Source organism: Streptomyces sp. NPDC014861, assembly GCF_043081625.1.
Classification (GTDB): domain Bacteria; phylum Actinomycetota; class Actinomycetes; order Streptomycetales; family Streptomycetaceae; genus Streptomyces.
Genome location: NZ_JBIBWV010000010.1, coordinates 179,649 through 193,026, shown reverse-complemented (window position 1 = coordinate 193,026; position 13,378 = coordinate 179,649). Strand labels below are relative to the sequence as shown.

The window sequence follows — 13,378 nt, the reverse complement described above, 5'->3', positions numbered from 1 at the left end:
TAGCGCAGACTTTGGAACTCTTTGGAGCTTCTTGGATTTCCCGGGGAGCGGAGGTACAGTGCCCCGCATGACCGCATCGCTGGAGGAGCTCGAGGAACGCATGGCGGACCTGCGCGCCCGCTTGCGAGAGGCCCGACGGGCCCGGGACTCCGCCGCCGCCTCCCTCGTCCGCGCCGAACTGCGCGAGGTGGAGGCCGCGTGGGACCGGGCCCTGGACTCGGAGGAGACGGTTGAGGGCACCCCACCGACCGCACCCCCCGCACCTCCCGTGCCGCCCACCGCTCCCGAGGCCGCCCCACCCTCCCGGCCGCGGGCACCCGGGAAGCACGCCGGCCACGGCGCCGTACCGGTCCGTGAGCAGGTGCACCAGGCACTCACCCTGCTCGGCGCTCCGGCCTCACCGAAGCTCATCTCCTCCGTGTACGAGGCGTTCTTCAGCGAGCCGCTGATCGCGACGAAGCTCGCCTCGCTCCGCCGAGACGAGGAACGTTCCTTCACCGCGCAGGGCCACTCCCGCCCGTACTACATCTGTGCCGCCCTCACCCACGACCGCCTCACTCCGGCCCGCGGTCTCCTCGCCGTCTCCGTCTGGCCCCTGGAACGGCGCGTCATCGCCCCGCTCAGCCCACGGACCGACTTCCTGGTCCACGCAATCGGCACCGCCGAGCAGATCCAGCGGCTCGACACCGCCGGTTACCCGCCGTCCGCGGCGGCCCGGCAGCTCCTGCGCCGGTTCGCGCTCAACGTCCCCGGTGGATACGACGGCGCTCGCGACGGCGAAGACGCCGACCCCGAGCGCGTGATCTCCGCGGCACGGGCGGAAGCCAAGGTGCACCGCGAGGCGGACGACACCCAGCGCCGCACCGCCGCCGTCCGGGCGCGCGGTCAACTCACCGACGTACAGCAACTCTTCGGGGCACCGCCCCTGCACGACGCCCTGCGCGGTGCGGGCGACCTCACCTCGTGACGGGCCGTCTCGCCTCCTGAGGGACCACTCACAGGGTGCCTCCCGTGCCGCCACACACCCCGCAGATTCACACAAGAAGAGAAGATGCCTCCGCAGCACCCTCCCGCACCCTCCTCGGAGAGGCTCGCCGTCCTGCGCGGCGCACGTCCCCCGCAGGAGTACACGGCGCGCAAGATCACCGCCCTCACCGCCAACCCGGCCTGCGCCCGCCGCGCCGTGCTCGACGCCGCCGGCGTCGACAAGGCGTTACTGGCCCAGCGCCTGGGCCACGAGCCGCGCTTCGGCCGGTCGCCCTTCGCGATCCGGCGCGAGCTGAGCTTCGAGGCCCTGGTCACCTGGGGCGGTTACGCCGAGCTCATCCGCCTGCTGCGGGAGGAGCTCGACGCACCCGTCGAGGAGGCCGCAGTCGCCGATCTGCGCGAGGTCGGCGGTGACACCTCTCTCGCCGTCCGGGCCGGCGAAACCCGGCGACTGCTCGGTCGTCTGGCCGCCGGCACCGACGAACGGCTGATCCTCGACCACCCCGTCCTGACCCTGGACGTCGCCGGCCAGACCGCCCACGTCATACCGCAGGCCCTCAGCCACCGGGTCGGCGGACAGTTCCACGTGGTGGAGATCCGCTCCTTCCCGGCCATCGACGGCCAGGCGGACCCGAAGGCGGTCGCCGAGACCACGAAGCAGGCCGCCGTCTCCGTCCTCGCCCTCCGCCGCGCCTTCACCGGACTCGGACTCGATCCCTCCGCGATCGCCGACTCTTTCCTGCTCGTCTGCCCCAAGGACTTCTCCAACCGCCCCTACGGTCGGCTGATCGACCTCCGCCAGGAACTCCAGGCCCTCCAATTCCAGTTGTCCCGGCTGCCCCGGGCAGGCGACCTGGCCCTCGCGCTCTCCCCCGACGCCACTCTTGACGCCGAGCGGCCCCCGGCCGAGGTCGACGCGACCATGCGGGAGCTGGACGCCAGCTACACCCCCGACTGCCTCTCCTTCTGCGAAATGGCCCGCTACTGCCGCGACGAGGCCGTCGCCTGCGCGTCCCCCGCCCGTCTCGGCGGCGCCGTCCGCAACGGTCTGCCCGGCATCGACTCCACCCGGACCGCCCTCCGGTACCTCGACGGCACCATCGCTCCCGGTACCGCCGAGGAAGCGGTCATCGCCCGACTGCGGGCCGCCGAACGGCTCCGCCGACTGCGGGGAGGCAGGACGGCATGAGCGTGCTCACCACCGTGGCCGCGCTCCGGGCCGCCGAATCCGGCCACGCGGAACCACTGACGACCGTGCGTCACGCGCACCTGGACGACGCCCCGTTCGTCCTCGTCCCGCTCACCCTCGCGGGCGAGGCGTGCGCGCCGCTGGCCGCGCTCGCCGGTACGGACCCCGACCACCCGGTGCTCCTGACGGTCCGGTCCCCCCATGACCGTGCCGAACGCTTCGGCTTCGCCGAGCGGCTGGCGGATCTCCTCCTCCCCCACATCGAGGAGTGCCGTTCGGGACCGACGGAGCCGTACACGGCCAAGCGCGGCAAGGAGAAGGTGGAACGTGAGCGCCCCCTGCGCGCACCGCAGCTCCTCGTCCCGAACGCCGGCGGAATCACCTACGTACGGCGCCTCGGCCGACTGACCCGACTGCGGGCCACGGAGGGGCCGCACGCCGTCGCCCCGTCCGTACCCGTACTCGGAAAGTGGCTGACCTGGTTCGCCGAACGGGCCGAGTTCCGGGGCTGCGGCCTGCTCCAGGCCATGACCCGGACCCTCTCCGCGCACTGGGCCACCGGCCAGAGCCCCGCCGAGGACGCACACCTGGCCCCGCTGCTCGGCTGGATCGACCCGCCGGACGGATGCACCGGAGCCGAGACCGCCCGCGAGCGGGAGAACCCGGCGGCCTGGCCTCCGTCCGGACCGGCGACCGACCCCGCCTTCGACCTCACTCTGGACGAACTCGTCGCCCGGTACGAGGGGGCGACCGGATCACGGGTCCGCGACGCCGCGGCAAGCGAGATCGACCGCGAACTGCACGCCCAGATGCTGCCGACCTGGCAGCTGATGTGGCACAGCGTGCGACTGCTGCGCGACCTTCCGCCCGGAGCACACGTCGCCGACCGCTGGGCGTACGACCGCCGCCAGTTCGGCGAGTACGGCGCCTACCTGGACGACGACGGGCGCCCGCAGGCCCGTCGCGATCACGCGGTGGGAGCCGCCCGCCGTCTCGCCCGCATGGAGGAGACCCAGGCGCGGTACGAAGCCGAACGCGCCTACGACGACCCCCTGGTGATGGCGGAGTACGAGCTGACGGGCGAGGCGTTCACGGGTGCCGTCGCGGCGCGCGACGAGGAGCACGTCATTCCTGGGAAGCGGCCCGGATCCACGCTGTGGCGCCCGACCGTCACCGTCCACTGCGACCTCCCGGTGTCCATGGCCCCGGGAACGGCGGTCAAGTCCCCGGCGCGGCCGAAGCAGAAGGCCGAGGTCCTCGAGGTCACCCCGCACGGCACTGGAGCCGCCGTACTGATCCAGCTGAACGGCGGCTTCGACAGGAAGCAGAGACCACCGGCGCCGCCCGGCACGCTGGCACTCCTCGGCGAGGAGGTCACCTTCACCTCCGTCGACCCCCAGAACCTGCCCTCCTCCCTCCCCGACGACGAGGACACCCCCTGGACCCACGGCGGTCCGCCCGATGCGTACGAACCCACCGACGAGGACGCGGAAGAGGTCTGGGCATGACAGCCACTCCGGAGGCCGACGACGACACGACGCCCGGCGCTCGCGCCGACCGGGCCGTCGCCGGAGTCCTGGCCGACCTGGACACGACGACGGGTCGGGGCGTGGTCGTGGACTCCCCGCCCGGCGCCGGCAAGTCCACCCTGGTCAAGCGGGCCACCGGCCATCTGACCTCGGCCGGGCACCAGGTGATGATCGTCGCGCAGACCAACGAACAGGTGGACGATCTGGTCGACAACATCGCCCGGGAGTACCCGGCGCTTCCGGTCGGACGCCTGCACGCGGCCGACTTCACCCTGCCCGCACGCGTGCGCCGGCACGACAACGTACGAGGCAGCCGGGACGCGGCCGACCTCCGCCGGCTGCCGGTCGTGGTCTCGACGGCCAAGAAGTGGTCGTACGTCACCCCGGAGAAGTGCGCGCCGTGGCGCTGGGCCATCGTGGACGAGGCGTACCAGATGCGCTCGGACGCGCTGCTCGCGACGGCCCGGATGTTCTCGCGGCCGGAGTCCCAGGTCCTCTTCGTGGGCGACCCAGGCCAGCTGGACCCCTTCGCCACGGTCGACACCGACCGCTGGCAGGGCCTGACCTGGGATCCGCTCCGCAACGCCGTCGACGTGACGCTGGCGCACAACCCCGGCTTGCTGCGGCACCAGCTCCCCGTCTCCTGGCGACTCCCGGAGATGGCGGCTCCTCTGGTGCAAAAGGCCTTCTACCCGTTCTACCCGTTCACCTCCGGGACACGGGCGGCGGAGCGCGTCCTCACCTACCGCACCACCCGCCACCGGGCGACAGCGGTGGACGACGTCCTCGCCCGCGCGGCCGAGTCGGGGTGGGGTCTGCTGCGACTCCCCGCCCAGCACGCCCTCGACGACGACCCCGAAGTCGCCGAAGCCCTGGCGGACACGGCGGCACGCCTCCTGGAACGCGGAGCCCTCGTCAACGGCGAACCGCTCGCCGAGTCCCGCATCGCCATCGGGACGGCCCGCACGGTCCAGGCGGAGGCGGTCCGCGCCCGCCTGGAGAAGCGCGGTCTGGCCGCCGTGACCGTGGACACCGCCAACCGTCTCCAGGGCCGCGAGTTCGACGTCACCCTGGTCTGGCATCCGCTCTCCGGCCGGCAGGACGCCTCCGACTTCCACCTGGAGACGGGCCGCCTGTGCGTCCTCCTCTCGCGCCACCGCTTCGCGTGCGTCGTCGTGGCCCGCGACGGCATCACGGACCTCCTGGACCGCCACCCCCGCAGCAGCCCGGTCTACCTCGACGTGCCGCCGAAGTTCCCGGACGGCTGGCGAGCCCATCAGGTCGTCATGGAGCACCTGGAGGGCAAGAGCGGCCCGGAACGCGAACCGGCCGTTGTCAGTGCCCGGTTGTAGCGTCCCGGGCATGCTGAGGATCTGTGCCCGACTGGGTCTTTCGCCCCAGGAGACGGCCTGGCTGGGGGCCCTGTGGGGGAAGTCCGCGGAGAAGGGCGGGGGGACGATGTCCCTCCTGTTGTGTCACATGCTCGACACCGCCGCGGTCGCGGAGTTCATGTTCGACCACTATCTGGCGCCGGCCACGAGGGACATGCTCGACCGGGTGTCGGGGGGCAGAGGGCGCAGGTTCTTCGCCTGGATCTGCGGGATGCACGACTGCGGGAAGGCGACGCCCGCCTTCCAGCGGAAGTCCGCGGCCGAGGCCGCGGTGCTGTCCGGTGTCGGCCTGGGGTGGCGTGCCGGGATGGTGACGGCCGAGACGTCGCGGCAGTGGAGCCATGACAAGGCGGGGGCGTTCCTGCTGCGCCAGGCGCTGCGGTCGAAGGGCGGGTGGAAGCGGCCGCACCTGAACTGGGTGTGTCCGATGGTGTCCGGTCATCACGGCACCTTGCGCGGTGCCACGCAGAAGGACGTCGAGCATGCTCACGGCGAGGCTCATGGCAAGTCGCCGGAGTGGCGGCGTGCGCAGGATCTGGTGGTGGAGGTGTTCACCGCCGCGCTCGGCTTCGAGTCCCTCGCGGACGTTCAGCCGGTCGTCGCGCCGTCGCGTGCGGAGCAGCTCGGTCTTCTCGGGTTCGTGGTGATGGCCGACTGGATCGCCTCCGACTCGACGCGGTTTCCCGGCGTTCCCGAGCTCGCACGGGTCTCGCTCGCCGCGTCGCGGGGGCGGGCGGCGGATGCCTGGCGGGAGGAGCGGCTCGGCGGCGGGATGCGTGCGCTCCGGCCGACCGGTGACGCCGATGTGATCGAGCTGCGGTTCGGTCACAGCGCTCGTGCCTCGCAGTCCCTGGCCATCGACGTGGTGCGGGCGATGGGCGCGCCGGGGCTGGTGTTCCTGGAGGCGCCGATGGGTGAGGGGAAGACGAAGACTGCGCTCGCGGCGGCGGAGGTGCTGGCGGAGCGGTTCGGTCTGTCCGGCGTGTTCGTGGGCATGCCCACGCAGGCCACGGCCGACCCGATGTTCACCCAGGTGCGCGCGTGGGCGGCCGCCGCGGATCCGGGGAGTGAGGACGACGCCGTGCTGCTGCACGGCAAGCGCGCTTTCAACCCGGAGTGGAAGGCGATGCGGGACGGGGACTGGGTGACGGCGGACGCCCGATTCCGGTCGGTGCACGAGGATGCCGAGGACGCCGAGGGCGCGTGCTGTGCCCACCGCAGGGGGCCGGCCGACTGGTTCCTCGGTCCCAAGCGTGGTCTGCTCGCCCATCTCACGGTGGGCACGGTCGACCAGCTCCTGTACGCGGCGACCCGGACGCGACACGTGATGCTGCGGACGGCCGGGCTCGCCGGGAAGGTCGTCATCCTCGACGAGGTCCACGCGTGCGACGTCTACATGTCGCAGTTCCTGAAGGAGGCCCTGTACTGGCTGGGGCAGGCGCGTGTGCCGGTTCTGCTGCTGTCCGCGACCCTGCCGCCGGCGCAGCGCGCGGAGCTCGCCGACGCCTACATGTCCGGTGCGACGGGCGAACCGTGTGCGCTGGAGCTGCCCGCTCCCGGCGGGTATCCGAATGTGACCGCGGTGTGGCCCGGGATGCCGGCCCCGGTCGTCGCGCATGCGCCGACGTGGCGTGAGGATCTGCCGGTCCAGGTGAAAGTGCTGCCCGAACCGCGCGTGCGGGGTGGTGGCGCGGTCTCCGGTCCAGCGGGCGAGCCGGACCGGGAGCGGAGCCAGGAGCGGCCTGTCATCGAGCTCCTGGAGCGTGAGCTCGCGGAGCAGGGCGTCGCACTCGTCATCCGCAACACGGTCAGCCGTGCCCAGCGCACGTACCGCGCACTCGCCTCGGCCTTTCCCGACGATCGGGTGATCCTGCACGGCCGGCTCACGACCAGTGCCCGGGCGGACCGAACCGAGCGGCTGCTCGATCAGCTCGGTCCGAGCACCGTGCCCCGGCCCAAGCGGCTGATTCTGGTCGCCACCCAGGTGGCCGAGCAGTCCTTCGACATCGACGCCGACCTGCTCGTCACCGATATCGCCCCGGTGGACCTGCTCCTGCAGCGCATCGGGCGTCTTCACCGGCACAGCACGACGGTGCGTCTCGGTCATCTGCGGCGTCCGATGGTGTACGTGACGGCTCTGGAGCCCCGCGACGACCGGCCACCCAGGTTCGACGGTGGGGCCGAGGCCGTTTACGGCCGACACCTTCTGCTGCGTACCGCCTCACTGGTGTCGCGGGCGGAGAGCGCCGACGGCTGGTCGGTTCCCTCGCAGGTTCCTGCCCTTGTGGCGAATGTGTACGGGGACGGCGATCTGGTGCCCGAGGCGTGGCACGCCGCCGCCGGGCAGGCTCGGGAGGCGTGGGAGACGAGCGAGAACAAGCGCCGTGAGGCCGCCGTGCCCTTCCTGCTGTCCCGCCCCGGCGAGCATGCCGTCCCCCACCTCGATGGCCTGCATTACGCGGCGACCGATGCCGCAAGTGAGGAGCAGCTCGCCGCCACGGTCCGGGACGGCGACATGTCGATCGAGGTCGTGCTCGTCGTCCGCGATGAGCAGGGGTTCCGCACGCTCGCCGGCCGGTCGCTGGGACCGGCCGGGCTCCCCACGAGCGATGACCTGGACGCTCTCGCCGGGGACATGATGCGCCTTCCTCAGGCCCTCACCTCCGCCGCGCTCGAGCACCTCGCTCCCCTGCCCGGGTGGAGCGACCACGCCTGGCTGCGCCACACCCGGGCTCTGGTGCTCGACACCGCGCTCTGCGCACGCCTCGGCGGGTTCACCCTCGTGTACGCGCACGAGACGGGGCTCGCCCACAGGAAGGAGGACATCTGACCGGGTCGCGTCCGCTGTGAGGTCGCCGTCTTCTCGGCGCGGATCGACGGGGGCGCGGCTTCGCCATGCCCTCACGCATGGTGCTCAAGGCTGCCGGCACAGCTTGGGTCCATACCCTGCTTTAGGCCCCTGAACAGGGGAATTACCGGAAACAGACCCTTCTGTCAGACCCCTCCTGTATTCATGTCCTCAGGTCGTCCGGCTCTGCGGCGATCTTGATTCCGGCTTGCTCAAGTCCGTTGCGAGGGAGGGACTTTGTCCGATCCAAGGGGGTGTCTGGTCGATCAGGTCGGCTGGATTCCGGTGCTGGGGGCCGACGGTCCGAAGGAGGTCCCCCTGCGTGAGGCTCTGCTCGGCTCACACATCTTCACGGAGCTCGTGCCGGACATGCCGACGATGCTGCCCGTCCTGCTCCGGCAGGTCCTCGTGCCCGTGGTTCTGGACGCCCTGGGTGACGTCGACGGCGAGCTGTGGGCCGAGCTCATGGACGCGGGTGAGTTCACCGCGGAGCAGAAGCGGGTGATCGGCCGGTACCTGGACGAACACCTGCCGCGTTTCGGCGCGTTGGACGCCGCCGTGCCGTTCGGCCAGGTGGCCGGGCTCGAGCATCCGGGCGGGAAGGTCCACCCGGTGTCGGTACTGATGCCCCACGTGGCGACAGGCAACAACACACCGCTGTGGGACGCCCGCCTGGCCTGCGACCCGGTGCCCCTGCCTCTGGGGGCGGCGGTGCGGTGGATGCTGCACGCGCAGTGCTGGGACACGGCCGCGATCAAGACGGCCGCGGTCGACGACCCTCAGGTCAAGGCGGGCAAGACCACGGGCAACCGTACCGGTCCGCTGGGGAGGCTCGGCGTGGTGACGCCGCTGGGCACCACACTGTTCGAGACGATCGTGCTGAACATGCCCCAGGGTGTGCGCGCCGCCGGCGACCGGCCGCAGTGGGCCCGGCCGACGATGAAGCCCTCCTGGCAGCTGAGGACGCCCACGGGCGTGCTGGACCTGTTCACCTGGCAGGGCCGTCGCGTCCGGCTGGTCCCGGACGAGCCCGAAGCCGACGGGCAGGTGCGGGTGCGGTGGGTCGTGCTGTCGGCCGGCGACCGGATCGACGGCCCGCAGCCGGAGGATCCGCACACCTGTTGGACGATCAGACAGGACAAGAACAAGGGGAGCATCCGGTATCCACGACGCCATCTGCCGGGGCTGATGGGCTGGCAGGGACTGGACGCGCTGCTGGCCGTCGAGCGGGACACCACCGGCTTCGAGACGTCCGGACTCCTCGTCCAGACGGCGACCGCGACGCTCATGGGCGACCTGCCGTCGAACTACCCTCTGCGGGTCGCCACCTGCGGCCTCGTGTACGGCACCCAGGACGCCATCGTCTCCGACATCCTGGCCGACGACATGCCGCTGCCCGTCGCCGCGCTGCGCGCCGACCACGCGGTGCGCGGCTCCGTGATCCGGGTGTGCGAGCAGGCTCGGGCACTCGCGCGTACGGTCGACCACCTGGCCGCGAACCTGATCCGGGCGGTGGGAGGCGAGCCGCCCGCCCGCGGCAAGGGCCAGCAACCGGGCACCAAACTGCTGCACGTGCTCGACCCTCTGGTGCGCCGGTTCCTGACCGGGTGCCAGCACGATCCGTCCGACGACGAACTCGAGAAGGCGCACAGGGCCTTCGAGACGCTCGCGGAGCGCGCGGCCTTCGCCGCGGCGGAAGAGCTTCTCCACCGCCTCCCCGGCAGGGCGTTCACCGGGCGGACCGTCACCAAGAAGGAACAGGGCAAGACGGTCACCCACACCTATCAGCAGGCGAGCGCCGAACGGTTCTTCCACTCCGCCGTACGCAAGACCCTGACCCATCTGTATCCGCAGACGCCCCCAGCCGAGGAGACCGCAGCGTGACCACCTCCGCATCCCGCCCGTCCTCCCGCAAAGAGGCGCCGTGGTACTGGGCCCAGTTCGAGTCCGGCCGACGCGAAAGCGGCGCCATGCCCCGGGGCGGCGACCTGGCAGCCCTGCGCCTGGGCCTGACCGTCCCCGCCGGGCAGGCCCCGCAGATGTGGCCCTACTACCGCACCCGCGTCGACGACGCGCGGGCCGCCCGGGGCCTGGTCTCCGACCGGTTGGTCGCGGAGCACATGGCCCTCGCCCTGTTCGCCTCACATCAGCAGGGCCAGTCCCGGCTCATGCACCGGCCCGACGTGTCCTTCGGCACCGCCGCACGGGCTCTGCACGACCGCTTCAGCCGCGAGGGCGTCGACAGCCGGATGGCCGCCGCCGCCCAGGCCCGCAGCTTGAACGCGGTCTTCAACCACCTGCGTGGCGTGGTCTCCCAGCTGGCCGTCATCGGCCAGCCCCTCGACTACACCAGGCTCCTGGACGACCTGCGCTCCTGGCCCTTCCCGGAGTCCCGCGCCCGCACCGTCCGGGCCTGGGGGTCCAGCTACCACGCATGGACCGGACCCTCCGCGAACTGACCCGCTCACCCCAGCCACCGACCCTCACAAGGAGTGACGTCGCCCATGACCACCACCTCACCCCGCCGCCGGTACCTCGACGTCCACGTGCTGCAGACCGTGCCGCCGTCCAACCTCAACCGCGACGACGCGGGAGCCCCGAAGGAAGCCACCTACGGCGGCGTCCGCCGCCCGAGGGCCTCCTCCCAGGCGTGGAAGCGCGCCACCCGCATCGCCTTCGCCTCCCTCGGCATCGACCAGGACCAGCTCGGCACCCGCACCAAGCAGATCGCCGACCACCTCGCCGGCCGCATCGCGGACCGCACCGGCCTCGACGACGCCTCCGCCGCCCGCCTCGCGGCCGCGGTCATCGCACCGCTGGGCATCACCGCGAACAAGAACAAGGAGGAGGAGAGCGCGTACCTGCTCTTCTACGGCAACAAGCAGATCGACCAGCTCGTGGACCTGGTCGCCGACCGCACCGCCGAACTCACCGCTTTGGACGACAAGCAGCTCGCCGCCGCGTTCACCTCCGCCCAGGCACGCACCGCGCTGATGACCGGGCACCCCATCGACGTCGCCCTCTTCGGCCGCATGGTCGCCAACGTGCCGGACATCGACGTCAACGCCGCCTGCCAGGTCGCCCACGCCATCGCCACCCACGGCGCCGAGCTCGAGTTCGACTTCTACACCGCCGTCGACGACCGGCAGGCGGCCGACAGCAAGGGCGCCGGCATGATGGGCCGGATCGGCTTCAACTCGGCCACCTTCTACCGTTACGGCGCCGTCTCCCTGCACCAGCTCGAAACGAACCTGAGCGACCCGGCAGCCGCCGTCCAGGCCGCCACGGCCTTCGTCTCCGCCTTTGTACGCTCCATGCCCACGGGTTACGGCAACTCCTTCGCCCACCGCACCATGCCCCAGCTCGTCGCCCTCACCGTCCGCGACGACCAGCCCGTCAACCTCGTCACGGCCTTCGAGAAGCCGGTCACCGCGTACGGGGCCACCGGCTACGCCGCCCCCTCCGCCAAGGCACTCGCCACCGAACAGCACACCATCGCCACCACCTGGGGCGCGCCCGCCCTGTGGACCGGCGTCACCCACTCCTTCACCGACGACACCGCGAAGGCCCTCGACGGGGCGTTCGGCGAGGCCCGCACCTTCCCCGGCATGCTCGACGCGCTGGCGACGGAACTCACCCGATGACCTCCACCGCCACCCTGCTGCTGCGCCTCGCCGGACCCCTGCAGTCGTGGGGGGACCACCGCGCGGCACTCGACACCCGGCACACCGCCCCCCAGCCCACCAAGTCCGGCGTCATCGGACTCCTCGCCGCCGCCCTCGGCCGAGACCGCGACGAACCCCTCGGCCCACTCGCCGGGCTCACCATGGGCGTCCGAACCGACGTGCCCGGCACCCTCCTGCGCGACTACCACACCGTCAGCGACTACCGCGGCGTGCCGCTGCTGTCCGCGAACCTCAACTCGAAAGGCCGACAGAAGCCCACCAGCAAGCCCCGCTACATCCAGCCGACAGAACGCTTCTACCTCCAGGACGCCGCCTTCCTCGTCGGCGTACACGGGCCGGCCGACCTCGTGGACGACCTCGCCACGGCGGCGAGGAAGCCGGCCTGCCTGCTCAGCCTCGGCCGCCGCTCCTGCCCTCCCACCTTCCCCCTCGTCCTCGGCCTCACCTCCGCCTCACTCGGCGACGCCCTGGCCGAACACGACTGGCTGGCCTCCCCCCACGCCCGCGGCGTCTGGCAGAAACGCAACCGCGGCGCCGCACCCGCCACCATCGACGTGCCCGCCACCATCGACGACCCCGAAGGCGACACCGTCCTGGGCGACCAGCCCCTCGACTACGCCTTCGGCACAGGGCGACACACCACGCGCCACGTCACCCACCAGCTGATCACTCTGTCCACCGGGTTCACCCCCACGCCCGGCACCCCCGCCGGCGCGGAACACGACCCCCTCGCACTCCTCGGATGGTGACCATGGCCTACCTCTCCCGCATCCCCATCGCCCCGCTGCGCGCCGGGGCCCGCAAACTCCTGCGCTCCCCCCAGGCCATGCACGCCGCCGTCCTCGGCGCGGTGGCCTACCATCCCGAACCGGGCCGCACCCTGTGGCGCCTGGACGCCGACAACGCCCACCGCCCCTACCTGTACGTCCTGACCCAGCCGCAGCCCGACTGGACCGCCTTCGTCGAACAGGCCGGCTGGAGCGTCGACCACGCCCACGCCAAGCCGGCCGTCGCCCCGTACAAGCCCCTCCTGGCCCGCCTCCAGACCGGCCAGGAATACGCCTTCCGGCTCACCGCCTCCCCCGTCATGTCCACCAAGCGCGCCGACCTGCTCAACCCCACCCAGATCGCCCGCCAGAAGAAGGACCTCGAAAGCGGCAACCCCAAGATCCGCCTCTCACACCGCGTCGCCCACCGCACCACCGAGACACAGATCGCCTGGCTGACCGCGCGCATCCCCCAGTACGGCTTCGAGCTGCTGCCCGTCCCCGGCACCGCCGACCCGGCACCCGGCATCTACCCCTTCACCGACACCGAGGCGACCACCGAACCCATCCCCGACATCCGCGTCGCCCGCCACACCTCACACACCTTCACCAAAGACCGCACCGACCGGACCGGAACGAAGACCGGAGGAACGACGAAAGTCACCGTCGCCACCGCCACCTTCGAAGGAACCCTCCGCGTCACCGACCCCGTCGCCCTGGCCCGCACCCTCATCACCGGCATCGGCCACTCCAAGGCCTACGGCTGCGGCCTCCTCACCCTCGCACCACCCCCCACACACCAACCCCAGGGACAGCCGGCAACTTCCGCCGGCTGACGGCACAAGCCGTCCCTCAACACTGCATCCCCACGCCCGCGGGAGCCTGGGAGCCCACCCAGGATCCCGCTGCAGCAGGACAGACAACCCCGCGAACGCGGGGAACCTTTCGGCATGTCCTGAATCTCGGGACCATCCCCGCAGG

The 13,378-nt window shown here is 71.8% G+C and carries 10 protein-coding genes; all 10 read left to right on the top strand.

Annotation, left to right across the window (positions count from 1 at the left end; genetic code table 11):
• Positions 1-67: 67 nt before the first annotated feature.
• The 10 genes from ACF1BN_RS21890 (at position 68) to cas6e (ending at position 13,233) form a co-directional block, all read left to right on the top strand.
• Positions 68-967 carry a hypothetical protein gene (locus ACF1BN_RS21890; RefSeq protein WP_392333251.1) on the top strand — a complete coding sequence of 300 codons (900 nt, stop codon included), beginning with the start codon at positions 68-70 and terminating at the stop codon, positions 965-967.
• Between the two features lie 84 nt (positions 968-1,051).
• Positions 1,052-2,176, top strand: a complete 1,125-nt coding sequence (locus ACF1BN_RS21885; protein WP_392333250.1) for a hypothetical protein — start codon at positions 1,052-1,054, stop codon at positions 2,174-2,176.
• Entirely contained in the window at positions 2,173-3,684 is a 1,512-nt protein-coding gene (locus ACF1BN_RS21880; RefSeq protein WP_392333249.1) for a hypothetical protein, read from the top strand. The genes ACF1BN_RS21885 and ACF1BN_RS21880 overlap by 4 nt, the downstream gene beginning before the upstream one ends.
• Positions 3,681-5,057 (top strand): AAA family ATPase, encoded by a 1,377-nt coding sequence (locus tag ACF1BN_RS21875; protein ID WP_392333248.1) that lies wholly within the window; start codon positions 3,681-3,683, stop codon positions 5,055-5,057. Before ACF1BN_RS21880 ends, ACF1BN_RS21875 begins: the two co-directional genes overlap by 4 nt.
• A 10-nt stretch (positions 5,058-5,067) precedes the next feature.
• Positions 5,068-7,926, top strand: a complete 2,859-nt coding sequence (locus tag ACF1BN_RS21870; RefSeq protein WP_392333247.1) for a CRISPR-associated endonuclease Cas3'' — start codon at positions 5,068-5,070, stop codon at positions 7,924-7,926.
• A 255-nt stretch (positions 7,927-8,181) separates the two neighbouring features.
• A complete protein-coding gene (gene casA, locus ACF1BN_RS21865; RefSeq protein WP_392333246.1) occupies positions 8,182-9,828 on the top strand; it encodes a type I-E CRISPR-associated protein Cse1/CasA in 1,647 nt (548 codons plus the stop codon).
• A complete protein-coding gene (gene casB, locus ACF1BN_RS21860) occupies positions 9,825-10,403 on the top strand; it encodes a type I-E CRISPR-associated protein Cse2/CasB (protein ID WP_392333245.1) in 579 nt (192 codons plus the stop codon). The genes casA and casB overlap by 4 nt, the downstream gene beginning before the upstream one ends.
• Before the next feature lie 45 nt (positions 10,404-10,448).
• Positions 10,449-11,588 (top strand): type I-E CRISPR-associated protein Cas7/Cse4/CasC, encoded by a 1,140-nt coding sequence (gene cas7e / locus ACF1BN_RS21855; RefSeq protein WP_392333244.1) that lies wholly within the window; start codon positions 10,449-10,451, stop codon positions 11,586-11,588.
• Complete coding sequence (gene cas5e / locus ACF1BN_RS21850; RefSeq protein ID WP_392333243.1) at positions 11,585-12,379, top strand: type I-E CRISPR-associated protein Cas5/CasD; 795 nt, start codon at positions 11,585-11,587, stop codon at positions 12,377-12,379. Before cas7e ends, cas5e begins: the two co-directional genes overlap by 4 nt.
• Before the next feature lie 2 nt (positions 12,380-12,381).
• Positions 12,382-13,233 carry a type I-E CRISPR-associated protein Cas6/Cse3/CasE gene (gene cas6e / locus ACF1BN_RS21845; protein WP_392333242.1) on the top strand — a complete coding sequence of 284 codons (852 nt, stop codon included), beginning with the start codon at positions 12,382-12,384 and terminating at the stop codon, positions 13,231-13,233.
• Positions 13,234-13,378: the final 145 nt, after the last annotated feature.